The 18928-nt window shown below is 65.8% G+C and carries 20 protein-coding genes and 1 pseudogene; 5 read left to right on the top strand and 16 right to left on the bottom strand.

The annotated features are described in order from the left end of the window. Positions 1-41: 41 nt before the first annotated feature. Entirely contained in the window at positions 42-1160 is a 1119-nt protein-coding gene (locus ACZI8W_RS00105) for an MBL fold metallo-hydrolase (protein WP_463366444.1), read from the bottom strand. Beyond that, positions 1157-1888: an enoyl-CoA hydratase gene (locus ACZI8W_RS00100; protein WP_463366443.1), complete on the bottom strand. Its 732-nt coding sequence runs from the start codon at positions 1886-1888 to the stop codon at positions 1157-1159. Before ACZI8W_RS00100 ends, ACZI8W_RS00105 begins: the two co-directional genes overlap by 4 nt. Positions 1889-2041: 153 nt before the next feature. Between ACZI8W_RS00100 and ACZI8W_RS00095 the strand changes: the two genes are divergently transcribed. Continuing rightward, a complete protein-coding gene (locus tag ACZI8W_RS00095) occupies positions 2042-3028 on the top strand; it encodes an Acg family FMN-binding oxidoreductase (protein ID WP_463366442.1) in 987 nt (328 codons plus the stop codon). Positions 3029-3090: 62 nt separating this feature from the next. On the opposite strand, the gene ACZI8W_RS00090 is transcribed toward ACZI8W_RS00095, so the two are convergent. The 8 genes from ACZI8W_RS00090 to ACZI8W_RS00055 form a co-directional block, all read right to left on the bottom strand. After that, complete coding sequence (locus ACZI8W_RS00090) at positions 3091-5046, bottom strand: ABC transporter ATP-binding protein (protein WP_463366441.1); 1956 nt, start codon at positions 5044-5046, stop codon at positions 3091-3093. Continuing rightward, a complete protein-coding gene (locus ACZI8W_RS00085; protein ID WP_463366440.1) occupies positions 5043-6776 on the bottom strand; it encodes an ABC transporter ATP-binding protein in 1734 nt (577 codons plus the stop codon). The genes ACZI8W_RS00090 and ACZI8W_RS00085 overlap by 4 nt, the downstream gene beginning before the upstream one ends. A gap of 87 nt (positions 6777-6863) precedes the next feature. Then, positions 6864-7838: a glycine betaine ABC transporter substrate-binding protein gene (locus ACZI8W_RS00080; protein WP_463366439.1), complete on the bottom strand. Its 975-nt coding sequence runs from the start codon at positions 7836-7838 to the stop codon at positions 6864-6866. After that, positions 7835-8572: an ABC transporter permease gene (locus tag ACZI8W_RS00075; protein ID WP_463366438.1), complete on the bottom strand. Its 738-nt coding sequence runs from the start codon at positions 8570-8572 to the stop codon at positions 7835-7837. Before ACZI8W_RS00075 ends, ACZI8W_RS00080 begins: the two co-directional genes overlap by 4 nt. Further along, positions 8569-9771, bottom strand: a complete 1203-nt coding sequence (locus tag ACZI8W_RS00070) for an ABC transporter ATP-binding protein (RefSeq protein WP_463366437.1) — start codon at positions 9769-9771, stop codon at positions 8569-8571. Before ACZI8W_RS00070 ends, ACZI8W_RS00075 begins: the two co-directional genes overlap by 4 nt. After that, complete coding sequence (locus tag ACZI8W_RS00065) at positions 9771-10412, bottom strand: ABC transporter permease (protein WP_463366436.1); 642 nt, start codon at positions 10410-10412, stop codon at positions 9771-9773. The genes ACZI8W_RS00070 and ACZI8W_RS00065 overlap by 1 nt, the downstream gene beginning before the upstream one ends. Before the next feature lie 127 nt (positions 10413-10539). Further along, complete coding sequence (locus tag ACZI8W_RS00060; RefSeq protein ID WP_463366435.1) at positions 10540-10743, bottom strand: type II toxin-antitoxin system antitoxin; 204 nt, start codon at positions 10741-10743, stop codon at positions 10540-10542. A gap of 9 nt (positions 10744-10752) precedes the next feature. After that, positions 10753-11640, bottom strand: a complete 888-nt coding sequence (locus tag ACZI8W_RS00055) for an SPFH domain-containing protein (protein WP_463366434.1) — start codon at positions 11638-11640, stop codon at positions 10753-10755. 220 nt (positions 11641-11860) lie between these two features. Here ACZI8W_RS00055 and ACZI8W_RS00050 point away from each other — a divergent pair, with 220 nt between their 5' ends. From ACZI8W_RS00050 to ACZI8W_RS00040, 3 genes and pseudogenes are all read left to right on the top strand, one after another. Then, the gene (locus tag ACZI8W_RS00050) at positions 11861-12970 is read left to right on the top strand and encodes an NAD(P)-binding domain-containing protein (RefSeq protein WP_463366433.1); all 1110 of its coding nucleotides are present in this window, start codon (positions 11861-11863) and stop codon (positions 12968-12970) included. Beyond that, on the top strand, positions 12967-14061 hold the full coding sequence (locus ACZI8W_RS00045; RefSeq protein ID WP_463366432.1) for a S1C family serine protease: 1095 nt from the start codon (positions 12967-12969) through the stop codon (positions 14059-14061). Before ACZI8W_RS00050 ends, ACZI8W_RS00045 begins: the two co-directional genes overlap by 4 nt. A gap of 376 nt (positions 14062-14437) precedes the next feature. After that, a pseudogene (locus ACZI8W_RS00040) lies at positions 14438-14638 on the top strand (ISKra4-like element ISHoc2 family transposase); the annotation flags it as partial. Between the two features lie 375 nt (positions 14639-15013). Here the strand turns inward: ACZI8W_RS00040 and ACZI8W_RS00035 are convergent. The 6 genes from ACZI8W_RS00035 to ACZI8W_RS00010 form a co-directional block, all read right to left on the bottom strand. After that, positions 15014-15370, bottom strand: coding sequence for a helix-turn-helix domain-containing protein (locus ACZI8W_RS00035; RefSeq protein WP_463366431.1), 357 nt, complete (start codon positions 15368-15370; stop codon positions 15014-15016). Continuing rightward, complete coding sequence (locus tag ACZI8W_RS00030) at positions 15363-15623, bottom strand: hypothetical protein (RefSeq protein WP_463366430.1); 261 nt, start codon at positions 15621-15623, stop codon at positions 15363-15365. The genes ACZI8W_RS00035 and ACZI8W_RS00030 overlap by 8 nt, the downstream gene beginning before the upstream one ends. 7 nt (positions 15624-15630) lie before the next feature. Further along, on the bottom strand, positions 15631-15759 hold the full coding sequence (locus ACZI8W_RS00025; protein WP_463366429.1) for a hypothetical protein: 129 nt from the start codon (positions 15757-15759) through the stop codon (positions 15631-15633). A gap of 215 nt (positions 15760-15974) precedes the next feature. Beyond that, positions 15975-16190, bottom strand: a complete 216-nt coding sequence (locus ACZI8W_RS00020) for a hypothetical protein (protein ID WP_463366428.1) — start codon at positions 16188-16190, stop codon at positions 15975-15977. Between the two features lie 407 nt (positions 16191-16597). Continuing rightward, positions 16598-16789 (bottom strand): hypothetical protein, encoded by a 192-nt coding sequence (locus tag ACZI8W_RS00015; protein ID WP_463366427.1) that lies wholly within the window; start codon positions 16787-16789, stop codon positions 16598-16600. Between the two features lie 77 nt (positions 16790-16866). Continuing rightward, positions 16867-17499 (bottom strand): CGNR zinc finger domain-containing protein, encoded by a 633-nt coding sequence (locus ACZI8W_RS00010; protein ID WP_463366426.1) that lies wholly within the window; start codon positions 17497-17499, stop codon positions 16867-16869. 96 nt (positions 17500-17595) lie between these two features. Between ACZI8W_RS00010 and ACZI8W_RS00005 the strand changes: the two genes are divergently transcribed. Next, positions 17596-18831 (top strand): MFS transporter, encoded by a 1236-nt coding sequence (locus tag ACZI8W_RS00005; RefSeq protein WP_463366425.1) that lies wholly within the window; start codon positions 17596-17598, stop codon positions 18829-18831. Positions 18832-18928: the final 97 nt, after the last annotated feature.

Genomic DNA, 18928 nt, shown 5'->3' with positions numbered 1-18928 from the left:
TTCCAGGAAGGCGCGGCCGGTCGGCAGCACCGCACTTCGCGTCATCCCAATGCTGTCCACCACGGATCGTCCGTCCGAGGCCGCGACACATCTACCCGCTGCCCGGGCATCGGCACCACGGTCGCTACCCCGTCGGTCTCCGCCGCAGGCAACAGGCGGGCGATCGGCTCCGACCAGGCGTGGAACGCGAGGTTGAACGTGCCCCAGTGCACCGGGACGAGGAGGCTGTCGCGGCGCTCGGTGCCGCCGAGATCCAGGTGGGTGCGCACCGCCTCTTCCGGATTCATGTGGATGTCGGGCCACCGCGGGTCGTACGCCCCGACGGGGAGCAGCGTCAGGTCGAACGGGCCGTACTTCTCTCCGAGATCGGCAAATCGCCGGGTGTACCCGCTGTCGCCACCGAAGAACACCGAATGCGTGGGCCCGGCGAGCACCCACGACGACCACAGTGTGGTGTTGCGTTGCAGACCCCGACCCGAAAAGTGGCGGGCCTCGGTGCACGTCACCCTGAGCCCACCGATCTCAGTGTGCTCGTCCCAGTCGAGTTCGACGATCCGCTCCTGGGGCACCTGCCACTTCCGCAGATGCGCGCCCACCCCGACGGGCACCAGGAATCTGGTCCGGGGCTGCGACGCAGCGAGCGCTTCGACCGTGACGCGGTCGAGGTGGTCGTAGTGGTCGTGCGAGATGACGACGGCGTCGATCGGCGGCAGCACCGACAGTTCGACCGGTACACGATGCAAGCGCATCGGCCCGACCGTCGCCGAGGGCGACACCCTGTCGCTCCACACCGGATCGGCCAGCACTCGGTATCCGTCGATCTCGATCAGCGCGCTCGAATGCCCGAACCACGTCACGGCGAGCGGCCCCGAGGACACGGGCGCGACGTACGGGGCGATCGGGACGGCCCCCGACGGTCTTCCGCGGGAACCGCGGGCGAGAAGGTCCTTGACGAACCCGCCACCGGCTTCGGGATCGAGGGCAGAAGAGGACTCGGTGTTGTGGAACCGGTCGTCCCAGTACTGCGGCGATCCGGCCGCATACGGGCGGATGTCGGACACCGAAGCACCGATCGATGTGGGCAGCCCGCGTGCGGCGCGGGCAAGCCAGGCGAGCCCGACGCCCGCGGCGGCGGACGACGCCACCCGCCCGAGGTTCATCGACCCTGGAAGATCGGGTCGCGTCGTTCGGCTCGCGCTTTGCGCGCTTCCTGCGCGTCCTCACTGAGCCACGCCGCGGCAGCTGCCGCCTGTTGTTCGGCGGTGGGGTCGCGGCGGGTGCCGTCGTCGTTGAGGAACAGCTTGTGTGCGTGTATCGACAGCGGCGCGAGCTTCGCGATCTCGTGTGCCCATGCCTGAGCGGCGGCCAGGTCGCCGATCTTGTTCGCCAGACCATAGGCGAGTGCGTCGTCGGTCTCGATCGCCTCGCACGCGAGCATCACGGTGCGGGCTCGTCCGCCACCGACGAGCGACGCGAGCCGTCGCACCGTCCATCGGTCCACCGAGATCCCCAGTTTCGCCGCGGGTACCGCGAACCGCGCGCCGGGTGCCACTACGCGCAGATCCGACGCGAGTGCCAGTTGCGTGCCCGCACCGATCGCCGGACCGTTGACCGCGGCGACCACCGGGAGGGGGGCTTCCACGATCGTGCGGAGCAATTCCGCGAGGCTGTCGGTGAATCCCTCGGCGTACACGTCGCCGGACAGATCCGCTCCCGCACAGAAGGACGTACCGCGTCCGGTGATCACGACCACTCGCGCGTCGTCCTCCACAGCCTTTTCGACGGCCTCGCGGATCTCCACACACAATTGGGTGGTCAGTGCGTTACGTCGTTCCTCGCGCTGGAGTTCCACTGTCACCACGGCGTCGTCGCGGCTGATTTCGATCATGATCGTCCTATTCTGTTCGACTCGAGCATCCGCATCATCCCACCACTACGTACACGGTGATGGAGTCGATGGCCATTGTCCCTGGACCTGGCGACACCGACGGCGAACAATAGGGGCCAGACCGGACGGGTCAGACAAACCGGGGGAGCGATCATGAGCACCCAGATTCCCGATTTCGACGTCGTGCGGATGGCCGTGGATCTCGCGTGCCGGGCGCCGTCGGTGCACAACAGCCAACCGTGGCACTGGCGATACGAGGCGGGGGCACTCCACCTCCACGGCGACGCGACGCGAATGCTCGAGGCCGTCGACCCGTCGGGCAGGCAACTCGTCATCAGTTGCGGCGCCGCCTTGCATCACCTGCAGGTCGCATTCACCGCCCTGAAATGGTCGACCGACGTTCGCCGTCTTCCCGACGGCGCACATTCCGATCACCTCGCCACCGTTCGCTTCGGGCACAGCGCCCGCCCTGCCTCGCATGATTTCGATCTCGTCGCGGCCATCCGGCGACGGTTTTCCGACCGGCGACCCCTCGGGGCACCCGACCACGCCACGACGCTCGACGTGGTGTCGAACGCCGGGCCCGGCGACGCCACCGTGACGATCCTGTCACCGGCGGCACGTGCCATATTGGCCGACGCGACCGCGCGCAGCGCTGCACTCCGCCGCTACGACACCTCGTATCAGGAGGAACTGCACTGGTGGGCCGGGCACACCACGAACACTCTGGGCATCCCGCGCGAGGCGCTGGTGACCGCCGAGCAACACCGCCGGGTCGATGTCGGACGCCGATTTCCCGTCGGCAGCAGAACCTCCCAGTCCGATACAGCCGACCAGTCCGACGCCTCGACCGTCCTGTTGGTCAGCACCCCGACGGACGAACGGCACGCGTGGCTGGCCGCGGGCCGGATGCTCTCGGCGCTGCTCCTCGAAGCGACGGCGGATCGTCTGGCGTCGTGCCCGCTGACCCACGTAACCGAGCTTGCAGGCAGCCGAGAGATCATCGCTGGGCTCGCCCCCGACGGCGGGCACCCGCAGGCTCTGGTCCGCATCGGGGTCGCCGCGTCGCAAGGCCGGCCGGCACCGACGCCGCGACTACCCACTGAGTCGGTGCTGTCGGTTGCGCCGAGCAGGCGCTGACAGATCACTCGGCAGCAATTCACTCGGCAGCGATGTCGATCAGCCGTGTTCGGCCCCGCTCGTCATGCCTGTTCGATGGCCGTCGCTGGGCCGGGATCTTCCACGGTCTCGACCGGGCCGGTGAACTGACTGACGTACAGGTCATAGTAAGCACCGCGGACTGCAAGAAGCTGCTCGTGGTTGCCTTGCTCGACGATGCGCCCGTCTTCCATGACGACGATGACGTCGGCATCACGGATCGTCGAAAGCCGGTGTGCAATGACGAAACTCGTCCGATCGGTGCGCAATGTGGCCATCGCCTGCTGGATCAGCAGTTCGGTGCGGGTGTCGACGGAGCTGGTCGCCTCGTCGAGGATGAGCACGACGGGCTTGGCGAGAAAGGCCCGTGCGATCGTGATCAGCTGTCGCTCCCCGGCGCTGACGCCGCCGCCTTCCTCGTCGAGCATCGTCTCGTACCCGTCGGGCAGGGCACGCACGAAGTGGTCGACGTGGCTCAGTTCGGCGGCTTCGATCACCTCGTCGCGGGTGGCGGTCGGGTCGCCGTAGGCGATGTTCTCGTAGATGGTGCCGCCGAACAGCCACGAATCCTGCAGAACCATTCCGGTACGCTCGCGCAGGTCGTCGCGAGTCATGCGCTGTGAATCGACCCCGTCGACGCGGATCGTTCCCGAGTCGACGTCGTAGAACCGCATGATGAGGTTGACGAGGGTGGTCTTGCCTGCGCCGGTCGGTCCCACGATTGCGATCATGTGCCCGGGTTCGGCCACCAGCGACAAGTTCTCGATGAGCGGCCTGTCGGGTACGTAGCGGAACGACGCGTCGTCGAATTCGATTTGCCCGCAGTTCGTCGAGGGGGTCTGCGGGTCGGCCGGATCTGTGCTCTGTTCCTCGGCGTCGAGGATGTCGAAGATCCGCTCTGCCGAGGCCACTCCGCTCTGCAGAAGGTTGACCATCGAGCCGATCTGGGCGAGCGGCTGGGTGAACTGACGCGAGTACTGAATGAATGCCTGCACCGACCCGAGACTGATCGAGCCGGACGCGACCTGGAGGCCGCCCACGACCGCCACCGCGACGAAGTTCAGGTTGCCCAGGAACATGATGGTCGGCTGCACCAGGCCGGAGATGAACTGGGCGCGCCAGCTCGAGTTGTAGAGTTTGTCGTTGCGGGTGTCGAACTCGTCTTCGACCTCCTGCTGCCTGCCGAACGCCAACATCAGTTCGTGCCCGGTGAACGCTTCTTCGACCTGCGCGTTGAGCTTGCCGGTGGACGACCACTGCGCGGAGAAGTGCGGTTTGGATCGCCGGGCGATCAGGACGGTCGCGACGATCGACAGCGGGATCACCACCAGCGCAATGAGCGTGAGCAGAGGTGAGATCGAGAGCATCATGATCAGGATCGCGATGACGGTCAGCACCGAGTTCAGGGCCTGCGAGACGGTCTGCTGCAGGCTCTGCGACAGATTGTCGAGGTCGTTGGTGACGCGGCTGAGCAGATCCCCGCGCGGCGTCGTGTCGTAGTAGTGCAGTGGCAGACGATGCACCTTCTCCTCGACATCGGAACGCAATCGCTTGATGGTGCCGACGACGACGATGTTGAGCAGATAGGCACCGACCCACGCCAGCAGCGCCGATCCCACGTACAGGGCGAGGACCGTCAACAGCACCTGCCCGACGGCGGTGAAATCGATGCCGACACCGGGGGTGAGGTCCATCGACCCGACCATGTCGGCGAAGGTGTCCTGCCCCTGCGCTCGGAGGTCGGCGACTGCCTGTTCCTTGGTGGTGCCGGCCGGGAGCATCCGGCCGATGACACCGTTGAAGATCAGGTCGGTGGCGTGGCCGAGGATCCGCGGCGCGATCGCCGTGAGGATCACCGATCCGACGGTCGCGGTCAGGATCACGATCATGAAGCCGCGATACGACACGAGCAGGTGCAGGAGCCGCTTCATTGACGGCAGGAAGGAACGCGCCTTCTGCACCGGGGCACCCAGCGGCTGCCTGCCGCCCGGGCCGGTCACGACCGCTCCTCGACGGCGAGCTGCGACCGGACGATCTCGGAGTAGGTCTCGCACGAGTCGAGCAGCTCGTCGTGCTGCCCCAACCCGACGATCCGTCCACGATCGAGCACCACGATCTGGTCGGCGTCCATGATCGTCGACACGCGTTGCGCGACGATGATCACGGCCGAGGTGGTGATCACCGGCCGCAGCGCAGCCCTCAGGTGCGCATCGGTCGACAGGTCCAGAGCCGAGAACGCGTCGTCGAACAGGTAGATCGACGGCCGTCGAACCAGCGCCCGCGCGATCGCCAGGCGCTGTCGCTGACCACCCGAGACCGTCGTGCCGCCCTGTGCGATCGGGGTGTCCAGTCCCTGCGGCATCGCGCGGACGAACTCGTCGGCCTGCGCGATGCGCAGTGCCTCCCAGACCTCGTCGTCGGTGGCATCCGGCTTCCCGTAACGCACATTGGAGGCGACGGTGCCGGAGAACAGGTAGGCACGCTGCGGCACCAGTCCGATCTCCGCCCGCAGTACGTCGGGATCGAGATGACGGACATCGGTACCACCGACCAGGACTGCGCCGTCCGTGACGTCGATCAGGCGCGGCACCAATCCGATCAGGGTCGTCTTGCCCGAACCCGTCGACCCGATGACCGCGGTGGTGGTGCCGGGGTCGACGCGGAAGGTCATGCCGTCCAGGACCGGACTGTCGGCGCCTGGGTATCGGAACTGTGCGCTTCGGAACTCCACGGTGGCCGGATCCGCGTCGAACCCGATCGGTTCGGCCGGCCGCACCACCGAGGTTTCGGTCGCGAGGACCTCACCGATCCGCTCTGCGCACACAGTTGCTCGCGGAGCCATCATCGCAAGGAACGACGCCATCATGACCGACATCATGATCTGCATGACGTAGCTGATCATCGCGCTCAGGGCGCCGATCTCCACACTGCCGTCGGAGATCTCGTGCCCGCCGACCCAGATGATCGCGACGATGGTCACGTTGGTGATCCCCATGACCACGGGGAACATCAACGCCATCATCCGTCCGACGCGCAGGCTCGCGTCCGCGAGTTCGTCGTTGGCAACCTCGAACCTGTCGGCTTCGTACCGTTCCCGAACGAAGGCGCGGACCACGCGGATCCCCGTGATCTGCTCCCGCAGAATCCGGTTGACGCTGTCCAGCCGTTCCTGCATCACCCGGAATCCAGGGACCATCACCCGGATGATCAGTGCCATGGTGACCCCGAGAATGGGCACCGCCACCACGAGTACCCACGCCATGGGTGCCGCGACGTGAATCCCCATGACGATCCCGCCGATACACATGATCGGTGCCGTGACCAGGATGAACGAACTCATCACCAGTAGGAGCTGAACCTGCTGGACATCGTTGGTGGTACGGGTGATCAACGACGGTGCACCGAGCATGCCGACTTCGCGCGCCGAGAAGGTGTTTGCCCGGTGCAGCAGATCGTGACGCAGGTCGCGTCCCACGGCGAGCGCACCTCGGGCACCGAAGTACTGCCCGGACACCATGCAGAACAACTGCACGAATGCCACCGCAAACATCCAGCCGCCGATACGCAGGATGTATCCGGTGTCGCCTTTGGCGACACCGTTGTCGATGATGTCGGCGTTGAGCGTCGGCAGATAGAGCATCGCGACCGTTGCCACGAACTGCAGAATCACCACCGCCGCGACGTTCACACGATATCGCGGCAGGTAGGTGACGATCAGGCGGATCAGCATGACGTCTTCACCTCAACGACACTAGCGGGAACGATCATGATTCGCCCAGAGAATTTCACCGGTCCGAGTGCGTTTCGCCCGCGCGTTCTATGAGACGAGTCCCTCGGCGATCAACCACTCGTACGCGACCTCGGACGGCTCGTGCCCCTCGATGTCGACCCGGCCGTTGAGGTCCTGCAGCACGCCCTCGGTCAACCGCTCGGAGAGCGTGCCCATGAGGTCGGCGATCGCCGGATGCGCTGCCAGGACCTCTCCGCGGACCACCGCGGTTCCACTGTAGGGCAGAAAGAAACTCCGGTTGTCTTCGAGGACGACGAGGTCGAGGTTCCGCACCCGGCCGTCGGTGGTGTAGACCATCCCGAAATTGCAGGGCTCACTCGACGCGGTGGACGTGTAGATCACGCCCGTGTCCATCCTGGTCACGTTCCCGGCAGGAACCCCGTTCGGGTCGTTGAACGGAATCCCGTATGCCTCGAGCATCGGTACGAAACCATCGGGGCGGCTGAAGAACTCGTCGTCCACGCAGAACGTACGCTCCTCGATCGGAAGGCTCGCGATGTCTTCCAGGCGCTGCACACCGAGTCGCTCCGCGGTCGGGGAAGACGCGGCGAACGCGTAGGTGTTGTTGAAATTCGCCGGCGGAAGCCAGTCGAGGTCGTATTCCTGTTTTTCGATCTCCCGGACCCGCTCCCAGAGTTCGTCCGGATCGGTGATCGTCTCGGTCTGTCCGTGATAGGTCACCCATCCGGTACCGGTGTACTCCCAGACGATGTCGACATCGCCGTTCAGCAGCGCCTGACGCGACGAGGCCGATCCGGGTGCGCCCGTGAGGTCGGACACGTCTGCACCGGCGGCGGCAAGGTAGGTGGCCGTGATCTTGCCGAGGAGGACGCCCTCGGTGAAACTCTTGGACGAGACGACCAGCGAGGCTCCAGCCAAGGGCTCACTGCCGTCGGGCAGTGCGGCTTTCCGGAACGTGCCCGACGAGCTGACCAGGCCACATGCAGCGAGAGTCACCACACAGACCACACAGGCAAGCACCCGCGTACTGCGCCGGATCACGAGAGACCTCGCGGTGTCGCGGCGAACTCGACGAGCCTGCCCAGCCAATCGATGATCAGCGCCAGCAGTGCCACGAGGATCGCGCCTGAGACGAGCAGAGCGGGAAGAAACAGCGTGACTCCCGTGGTGATCAGTGTCCCCAGGCTGGCCGCCCCGATGAAAGTGCTCAGTGTCGCTGTTCCGACCAGGATGACCAGCGCGGTTCGAATGCCGTTGAGAATGATCGGGACTGCGAGCGGTAACTCGACACGCACCAGGGTGCGCGCGCCGGAGAACCCGATGCCTCGGGCCGCCTCGATCACCCGCCTGTCCACCTGCCGCAGCCCGACGATCGTGTTCTGGAGGATCGGAAGAATCGCGTACACGACGAGACCGATCACCGCGGTCCGGAATCCGGTGCCGAGCCACATCGTGAACAGGACGAGCAATCCCACGGCCGGGGCGGCCTGTCCGACGTTGGCCGCATTGACAACGACCGGGTTGAGCCACCGCATCGAGTCGCGGCTCAGCAGGATCCCGAGAGGCACGGCGATCAAAATCACGATGATCGCCGCCACCACAGTCAGCACGATGTGGTCGACGATGGTCGCGCGCAGGTTGTCCCACCCCAGCGCCGCTTGCTCGGTTTCGGTGAACGACGACGTCAGATACCAGTACAGGTAGCCGGCACCGACCACGACGATGATCAGTGGCTCGATCCAGACGTCCACCGGCACACGTCTCGCGGAGGTCACGCGCCCTCCCGGTGCCGGCCCTCTTCGTGCGAGACGTACGAGGGCTCCTCGTCATCCGATCTCACCTCGGCCGTGTTCGCGCGGATCACCGCCATCACCGTGTCAATTCGCAGCGCTCCCCGCATCACACCGCGACCGTCGGTGACGAGAACCCCGCCTTGACTCGCGGCGAGCATCGAGTCGAGCGCATCGTTGAGCGTCGACGATTCGCTCACCACCGGAAGTCTCGCGTCGACGTAATCGGAAATCTGCGGTTTCGTGGCGACCTCGGCGAGGGTGGGCCACGCACGCGGTCTGTCTCGTCCGTCGACAACGACGATCCAGTCGTGCCCCGCAGCGCGGGCACGAGCCGCCACTTCGTCGGCGTTCTCGCCGACGGATGCGGTGACCACCTGTTCGTAGTCGACGTCGCGCACCCTCGTGAGGGTGAGCTGCGCGAGTGTGGCACCGGACCCGACGAACTCCTCGACGAAGGGCGTGGCCGGGTCGGCGAGGATCTCCGCAGGTGTGGCGTACTGCTCGATGCGCCCACCTTCGGACAGGATGAGCACCATGTCGCCGAGTTTCGTCGCTTCCTGGAAATCGTGCGTGACCAGGACGATCGTCTTTCCCAGCTCCTGCTGGATCGACAGGAGGCTGTCCTGCAGGCGGACCCGGGTGAGCGGGTCGACCGCCCCGAACGGCTCGTCCATCAACAGCACCGGTGGGTCCGCTGCGAGCGCCCTGGCGACACCGACACGCTGTTGCTGTCCGCCGGACATGTCTCGGGGGAGCCGGTCGGCGTAGGTGCCCGGATCGAGGCCGACGAGTTCGAGGAGATACTCGGTGCGTTCGGCAATCTTCGCGCGACTCCAACCCAGAACACGAGGAATCGCGCCGATGTTCTTTGCGACGGACCAGTGCGGAAAGAGGCCGCCCGATTGGATCACGTAGCCGATCGACTGCCGGAGCCGGTCAGGATTCTCATCGGTGACGTCGCGGTCGCCGATGAGAATGCGGCCCTCGGTGGGTTCGATCAGCCGGTTGATCATCTTCAGGGTGGTGGTCTTCCCGCATCCGGACGGCCCCACGAAGGCGACGATGTCGCCGGCCTCGATGTCGAGGTCGAGCCGTTCGACGGCTGGCTTCTCCTGTCCGCGATAGCGTTTGACCACGCCGTCGAGACGTATCGAAGTGCCGGTGATGCGCTGATCCGCCATCAGAGTCCCTTCGGAATTGTCAGGCGCCCGAGGAGTACGAGCAGTGCGTCGAAGGCAAGGGCCACGAGGACGACGAGGATGGTCCCGGTCAGTGCCATTTCCACAGCGTTGGTTCCGCCGAGACGAGCCAGTCCGTTGAAGATCAGCGAGCCCAGCCCCGGGCCGAGCACGTAGGCGACGATTGCCGCGACACCGACGACCATCTGGGTCGAGACGCGGATTCCGCTGAGGATGACCGGCCATGCGATCGGCAGTTCGACGAATGCGAGTATCCGCCATCGCGCAAGACCGATCCCCCGCGCGGATTCGACCACCGCAGGCGACACGGACCGCAGCCCCACTACGGAGCTGCCGATCACCGGCATCGCGGCGAAGAACGCGAGCATCACGAACGAGGGGGTGACGCCGAGCCCGAACGGGATGATCAGCAGCGCGAGCAGGGCAAGAGACGGGATGGTCAGCGCCACACGACTACCGGTGAGCGTGAGCGACGACAGCACTGGAAGGCGGTAGACGGCAATGCCGATCGCGAGTGCGACGACACTGCCGACGAGGACCGTCTGGAACGCAAGGGAGGCGTGCTGGTAGGTCAGGAACAGCAGGGTCTGCTCGCGTCCCTGGACATAACCCCACAAATCCACGGCGTACCTCTTGACGTCACCTTCCGGAGGCTCCTCGCCGAATGAGCGAGGCGCCTCCGGACAAACTATCCGCTACGGAACGCGTGCGTGGGCGGTTCGGACGGTCACTTCCCACCGGAACGCCGAGTCATTCGTCCTCGTCGACTCGGGGACGGCCGGGCCCTCGGATCCGCCCGGCCTCGCGTGGCATCCGCCCGGCATCGGTCAGAGCGCGACGGAGAACGAACTCGATCTGCGCGTTGGTGCTACGCAGTTCGTCCGCGGCCCACCGTGCGAGGGCATCGTGAACCGCGGGGTCGAGCCGCAGCAGCACCTTCTTACGTTCGGCCATGCCGTCGTCCTACTGGTAGAGCGAACCTGTGTTGACGACGGGCTGCGCACCCTGGTCGCCGCAGAGGACGACGAGGAGGTTGGAGACCATCGCGGCCTTGCGTTCCTCGTCGAGTTCGACGGTGTGCTCGGCCTCGAGCCGGGTGAGTGCGCTGCCGACCATGGAGACGGCGCCCTGGACGATCTGCTCGCGCGCGGCGATCACCGCGCCGGCCTGCTGCCGGCGCAGCATGGCTTGCGCGATCTCCGGCGCGTACGCGAGCTGGTTGATCCGGGTCTCGATGATGCGGACCCCTGCCGACTGCACGCGGTCGTGGACCTCGTCCGACAACTTGGTGGTGATCTCGTCGGCGTTCTGACGCAACGACATCACCTCGGCGGAGCCGTCGTACGGGTAGCTGCCTGCGATGTGACGAACGGCGGCTTCGGTCTGGACGGCGACGAACTCTTCGAAGTCGTCGACGTCGAATACTGCGCGGGCAGTGTCCTCGACCTGCCAGACGATGATCGCGGAAATCTCGATGGGATTGCCGTCGGCATCGTTGACCTTCGCCTTGCCCGTTTCGTGGTTGCGGATGCGGGTGGTGATCTTGCGCCGCGAGTTGAGTGGGTTCATCCATCGCAGGCCGGGTTCGCGCAATGTCCCCGAATACGAGCCGCCGAGCAGCTGCAGGACGCGAGCTTCGTTGGGCTCCACCAGCACCAGGCCAGCGAGAAACACGGTGGCGACCACGAAGATCACCGCGCCGATGACGATCAGGGGAACGTTGATCTCGATCGCGCTCCACACGATCAGTCCTATCGCGGCGAGGTCGACGACGAGGCCCGCGACGAGCACGGCCCAGCCGTTGGACGAGCGACCCGGTCGCTCGACGGTGAATGTGTCCGGTGTGTCCATGACGTTCCCTCCCGATACCTTGAAGATATTAAAGTGATATCACATTATTGGTCGTCGCGCGAACGTGAACCCGGCGTTCCGGACGCCGGCCCGCCTCCCTGCACAGTTGCCGCACACGTCCTCGCATTGCGGGGCATCATTGGACACACCACAGCACTGGACACACAACAGCACTGGACACACAACAGCACTGGATGTACTGAGCCGACCGGGAGGGTCGATGACGCACGAGGACACCGCGGCCGACCCGAAAGCCGTCGACGTCGTCGTAATCGGCGCCGGACAGGCCGGGCTGTCGTCCGCGTACTACCTTCGCCGATTCGGCCTCCGTCCCGAAGCAGGGTTCGTCGTCCTGGACCGCGCCTACGGACCGGGCGGAGCGTGGCAGCACCGATGGCCGTCTCTGACATTGAGCACCGTCAACGGCATCCACGACCTTCCCGGGTCTGCGTTCGACGACGTCGTCGGTTCCGACTCCGGCCTCGTCGCCGCCGCCGCTGCGGTGCCCGAGTACTACGCGGACTACGAAAAACGGTTCGATCTCCCGGTCCACCGCCCGGTTCAGGTGACGGTGGTCTGCGATCGCACCGACCACCTGCGTGTCGAAACCGACTCCGAGATCTACACCGTCAGGGGCATCATCAACGCCACCGGAACCTGGGAACATCCCTTCGTCCCGTGGTATCGCGGGGCCACCCGGTTCCGCGGGCGGCAGCTGCACACCAAGGATTACCACTCCGCCGACGAGTTCACCGGCAAGCACGTCCTGGTCGTCGGCGGCGGTATCTCGGCGGTGCAACTACTCGACGAGATCTCCCGCGTCACCACGACCACCTGGACCACCCGGCGCGAACCAGCGTGGCGCAACGAGGAGTTCACCCCTGAGATCGGCAGGGCTGCAGTGGCACTCGTCGAGAACCGGGTGCGACAAGGCCTACCACCCGGCTCCGTCGTCTCGGTCACCGGACTGCCGGTGACCCCGGCGATCCGGGCCGCCCGCGAGCGCGGCGTCCTCGAGCGTCGGCCGATGTTCTCGGAGATCACCGAGACCGGTGTGCAGTGGCCCGACGGATCACAGCTCGACGTCGATGTCATTCTGTGGTGCACCGGATTTCGCAGTTCTCTCGACCATCTCGCACCACTGGATCTGCGCAACGCGGGCGGCGGGATCACCCTGACAGGCAGACTCGCGACCCAGGTCGAGGGTGACCCCCGAATCCATCTCGTCGGTTACGGCCCCTCGGCGTCGACGATCGGCGCCAACCGTGCAGGGCGGGCGGCGGCACGAGAACTCGTCGACCATCTGGAAACGGAGGCCCACGCAACGTGACCAGGCGCGTTGGCTCGACGCTGCTGGTGGTGCTCGCCGCCACCGCGAGCCTCCTCGTGAGCGCACCCACGGTGGTCGAGGTCGAAGTACTGCCGCCCGCGCCCATCGCGGCCCCGGCATCACCACCCCCGGCACCACTGTCGTTCGAAGAGCTCGCCACACGAGCCGAGTCGGTGGTGGTCACCATCGACGCACAGCACGGGTGGAGCGGGGTCGCGGGCACCGGCATCGTCCTCACTCCTGACGGCGTGACCCTGACCAATCATCACGTGGTGAGCGGCGCCACCGAGATCACCGCCGTCAGCCCCGCAACCGGACTGATCTACGACGTCGCCGTCACCGGCTACGATCCCACCCGCGACATCGCAGTCCTGCAACTCGGTGCGGCACAGGATCTGCCGGTCGCCACCCTCGCCGACACCCCACCGGACGTCGGATCCCTCGTCACCGCGTTCGGCAATGCCGACGGCGGCGGCGTGGTCGTCGCTGCCCCGGGCACCGTCATCGCCCACGACCGCAACGTCGTGGTGCGTGACTCGACCGACGGATCCCGCCACCGGCTCACCGGCATGCTCCAGACCGACGCGGCAATCCGGCCCGGCGATTCCGGTGGGCCGCTCGTCGACGTGTTCGGTGTGGTCGTCGGGGTCAATACCGCGGGTTCGGTCTACCGCGATCAAGCGGAAACGCTCGGGATCGACACCGGCGACGCTCCATCGGAGGCCTACGCAGTGCCGATCAGCGAAGCACTCGATGTGCTCGAGCAGGTTCGCAGCGGGGTCAGTTCCGGCACTGTCCATGTGGGCCCCACCCCGCACCTCGGCGTCAGCGTCACTACCGCCCGCTCCGAGGGTCACGACCGCGGCGCCGAGATCCTGTGGGTGTCATACGACTCCCCCGCCTACCGAGCCGGCCTGGAAACAGGCTTCGTAATAGTCACTTTCGGCGATGATCGGATCGCGTCGACGACCGACCTCGACGAAGCACTACGGCGGCACCGGCCAGGTGAGCAGGTGCGCGTCGAATGGATCGACGAGGCAGGAGCATCACATTCCACCGATGTCACGCTCGAGGCGGGCCCCGTCCGCTGACGCGGCGGACACACCGAAAATTGTTTGGCTCTACTGCCCTGAATGTGGATGACCGGGCATGCGGTACAGCCGGGTAGCAGCGAGGGTGGGCGCACGGGCCACCCGTAGGGTCGAAAGCTCCTACACAAACCACCCACTGGAGCTGACCCGTGCGCGCCACCACCCTACTCAATCGACTGCTCTGCCTACCGAAAGCCACCGTCCGGGACGTCGAGATCGTGCCGAGTCCCGAGTTTTGTTGAGGCTGAGCGTGTGTTCACTTCACAGGCCGCAGACGGAGCTATTGTCAATACCTGTGGATCTGGGTTCGTCAGGCGACCTCGGACAGAGGGTTATCCGGTGACGGTTCCGGGGTGATCTCGACGGGACGCTCGACCGGGGTCTGTTCATCGGCTCGGGCGTCATCGAAGCTGGCTGCAAAACCCTCGCCGGGGCCCGACTGAAACTCTCCGGCATGCGTTGGAACGTTCCCGGCGCCACCGGCATCCTCACGCTGCGTTCGGAGCAGGCCAGTGGCCGCTTCGACGACATCTGGCCCCAGCAGCACAACCAGACGCGTATGCCGGTCAGTGCCTGACCGGCATCACCGCACCACTCGGACACGCGAGCCTCGACCTACACCTACAAAGTGTCGCGCACCCGGCCGGCCAACCGGGTGCGGTAGTCCGGTTATGGCGCCGACCCCCAGTGGTGAACCACGCGTTTGACGTTCCAGGGCACAAGCGCATCAAGGACGACCGCGATGGCCACGGGGTCAACTTTGACTTGCAGTGCCACCTGATGCGTCCCGGTCGCCGCCGAGCAGCACCCGAAACCGGATTCGGCCTGGCTGAACGACACATCACCGAGACAACAACGTGCTTCGTGGCCGAGCTGCATAATCGACGACGCCAGGATCTCTCGGCGGACAGGAGAAGACTCGTCGCCGCGATGGATACGTTCCGGCGCGCGGCTACCGGCCGACGGTGAAAGTATCCAAATCGAGACTGACCTCCACACCGCCCTTCTCCACCACAATCCGTGGATGCTCCGCGCCGGTCGCCGTCAGGTACTCCCGCAGCGTCGACAGCAGCAGATCGTGCCGGCGTTCGATCTTCGACACCGCCGCCTGCTCGACCCCCAACGCCTTCGCCACATCGGTCTGAGTCAACGCCCCGGCCTTCCGGATATCGGCGAGAGTCTCGACGTACACCCGGTTCATCTGCGCGGTCTCGGCGCGGACCTGTTCGACCTGCTCGGCAATCGCGGTCTTCGCAGTCAACTGTGCGATCCGATCGTTGCCACGTCGGAATGTGCGCTTGTCACTCATGATGCTCACCTTCGGTTTCTTGGATCCACCGTTCGATCGCCACGTCAGCGCGCGGGCCGACGCTGTTGTAGAACACATCCCCCATCCGCACCTTGTCCCCGGCGAACAACGCCACCACCACCACCACGTCACTGCCCGGTGGGAACCAGCAGATCACCCGCACCGCCACGCCCTCGTGATACGGGTGCGAAGTCCGCCACACCGGATACCGACCCGATTGACGCACCCGTTTGAGCCCCGGCGTCTCAACCACCGGCGGCTCATCGAGAGCAGCCAAGTCGGCCAGCGCCGGCGACGTACGCCAGTACCCGCGTCGCGTGCGGATCCCCGCCGTCGACCTTCTCCTCGAGACGGTCGAGGTAGGCGAAGAACTCCTCCGGCATATCCACGATCACATCCCAAGCATTCCCTCCAAGGAGTATTCCGTCAAGGAAATGTCAGGCTTTCGTGACCAACTGGCCGAACACAAGCGCCGACGCCCGCTGCACGGAGTGAATCGGTACACCCGAAACACTCCTCGGGCGAACGGTTACGCGTGGTGGAGAAAGCGCCCGGTGTCGTCGTGCTGCGGCATGGCCTGGTCGGTCCGCCTGTGATCGGGCTTCTATGGAGTGTTGGTGGGGTCCTGTTCCGATCCCAAGTTGCGTACTCTCCACTCGCCGTCGATGAGGTGCATCAGGATCGGATACACCCATCGCTGCTCATCGGGCCGCCACACATCGCCGTCACCGGTGGAACGGTGCAGATACAGCAACTCCAGGCCCGGCGTGACCATCCGCGTGGCCTCGCCGATCCCCCACGTCTCCTGATCAGGCAGCACTGTCCAAAATCCTCGCACATGCACACACTCGAAGTGCATCCAGAGCGGATGCTCAGATTCGGCCTCGGGTTGGGGTGGGTCGAGTTCGCCAGGGTGAACTGCCGCAGCGCCCCGAAATGCGCCTCGATCGGATTCGCCCACGACGCGTAGTTCGGGGGGGCGTCTTCTCGTCCATGACCGACAGGGCTCACCCCTGCGGTAGCGGCCCGCTCCCGGCGAGCGCGACCAGCACCTCGACACACACGGACCGGGCCCCGGCCCGCCGCGAGCTGATCCGTCAGGGTTGTGCCGGCCAGCCGCTGCTCGATCGTCACCCACCGATCCTCGAGGACGTGAACCTCGTGGAGGTGCAGAGTCTCGAAGCGGAAAGGCTTGGCTGCCAGTGCGTCGTAGAAGACCCGCATCCGCTACAGCGATGCTTCCGATTCACCGAGCCAGATATTCGCGACACGATCGTGGTCGATCTCGTAAACAGAGCCCTCCATCCCGTGGCCGAGCAGCGCAGGATCGGCGTCGCCGGTCCAGCGGTGCAGGATCCAACTCGGAGTGGGCAGGTGTGGGTGTCTACCGACGGTCGAGGATGTCCACGGCCTGGGCACGCAACGAGAGGCCGGCGACCCTGTCCGCAGTGCCGCGGGCGACAACTCCCTGCCTGCAGGACGTGGAGGGCGAGGAATCAGGTCGTCCCTGGCGCCGTTCCACCGGTGCGGGCGTGTCGTGCAACCCTGACGCGGTTCCCGCACACCGGCGAGCACCATTCGCGTCGGGGATGGGACTTGACGAAAAAGAGGATGCACCCCGGGGCGGGGCATGCCCGCACCGCACGGATCCGATCCGGCGTCAGCAGCCCGCACGCATCGGACGCGACCTCACCGAGCGCGATCAGCCACGGATCATCGACTGCCCAGTTGCGCGTCACCACCACAGGGTTCCCGGGTGAGATCTCCAGCTGGGATGCACTGTAACGGCTGAACTCGTTGATGACCGCGAGCGAGTCGCTGCTGGGCACCGCGTCCTCGGCAACGGACTGCAGGCAGCTGCGCAGCGCCTCGCGCAGCGAGAGGAACCGCTCGTGGGTACGCGGAGTGCACGCCTGTTCTGCAAGAGCCACGGGGAGTTCGCCGCTGAGCTGGGCGGTGTGTGCGGCCACCCAGGCGGTGAGGTGATCCGTGGTGGTCAGTGCGTCGACACGATGCCCGCGACGTCCCCCGTCGATGTAGGTGGTGTTCACCAACTCCAGGGCCAGTGGTTCCCCGCTCAGTGGCACGGCCGCAGTGGGTTTCAGGGATGGGCTGGGCTGTCGCGTCATAAAGCTAATGGTATCTCCGTTTGACTTACGTTAGTTCGCGTGTTGCGATGCCTGAACTAATGCAAATACTCAGGATGACCATTAGGTGGGGGATTCATGGACGGGTCCGTGCTGCGCACCGGCTGGGGCTCACGCATCACCGCGGTGGCGTTCATCTCGTTGACCGGCGCGTTCGGGCTGAATCTGGCGATCGGCCAATTCATCCCACCGCTGATGGGGCACTTCGGTTGGTCACTGGCGGCCACGAGTGGCACCGTCGCAGCGAGCACCCTCATGTGGGGGCTGGCACAACCGGTCGTGGGACGGCTCATCGACCGGTCGGGACCACGAGCGGTGATGACCATCAGCGCCGCCCTGATGGGCTTGGCATACATTCTTCTCGCGACCATCACCGAGTTCTGGCAGTTCGCCGTACTCTTCGGGGTCGTCGTCGCGATCGGATTCGCCGGATGCAGCTCGATGCCCGCATCTGTCCTGGTGACGCGATGGCACGTACGCCGGCGTCCCCAGGCACTGGCGATCAGTTCGATGGGCATCAACGCCGGCCAACTACTACTTCTGCCGCTCGCCGGAGTGCTGATCTCGGTGTTCGGATGGCAAGCCGCATTCGCGATTCTCGGCTGCGTGATGCTCGCCGTCATCGCTCCGGCCATCTGGTTCGGTGCCCGGGACAGCCCGGGCGACATCGGGCTGGACACGGAGAAGGCAGCGGCACCGACGCGAGCTGCCGCTGGTCTTCGGTGCGCTCTGACAGATCGCCAGTTCTGGCTCATTGCACTCAGTTTCGCGGGCTGCGGTTACTCGCTGTACATGTTCACCACCCACATGCCCAAACTGGCTGTGGAGCTGGGACTCGGGCCCGCTGCCGGTGGATGGTTGATGGCGCTGGTGGCGGTGTGCAGTGCGGCCTCGATGTGGGCAACCGGTCAGTGGGCCGCCAAGCGATGGGGCAAGCGCCGCCCCTTGCTGGTATTGCACCTGGTCCGCATCGTGAGCTTCCTCGTGCTCGCCTTTGCCGGGACCGGTCAGCTCCTTCTGCTCGCGGTCGTTCTCTTCGGATTGTCCTCGTTCCCGGTGATCCCGCTGACCACCGGATTGATCGCCGATCGCTTCGGGGGCACCGCCATGGGCGGGATCCTCGGCTCGACCTGGCTGATCCACCAATTGTTCGCCGCGCTCGGTGTGCTGATCGGTGGCGTACTCCATGACGCGACCGGCAGCTACAGTACGTCGTTCCTCAGCGGCGCTGCCGTCCTCCTCGCCTCGACCATCGTGACGTGGTTCATTCGCGAGCAGCAGGCAGTGTCAAGGGACATCAGGGCATCCCCGTAGGCGGACAGGTCGTGTCCCTGTGTGCGGACAGCTGATCTCCCTGTGGGCGGTCAGCTGATCTCCCGCACCGGGTCAGGCCAACGGCATCACCCCGCGT

The organism is Rhodococcus ruitaii (assembly GCF_055230935.1).
The sequence above is the reverse complement of the archived record's forward strand: the minus strand, read 5'-3'. Positions and strand labels throughout refer to the sequence as shown.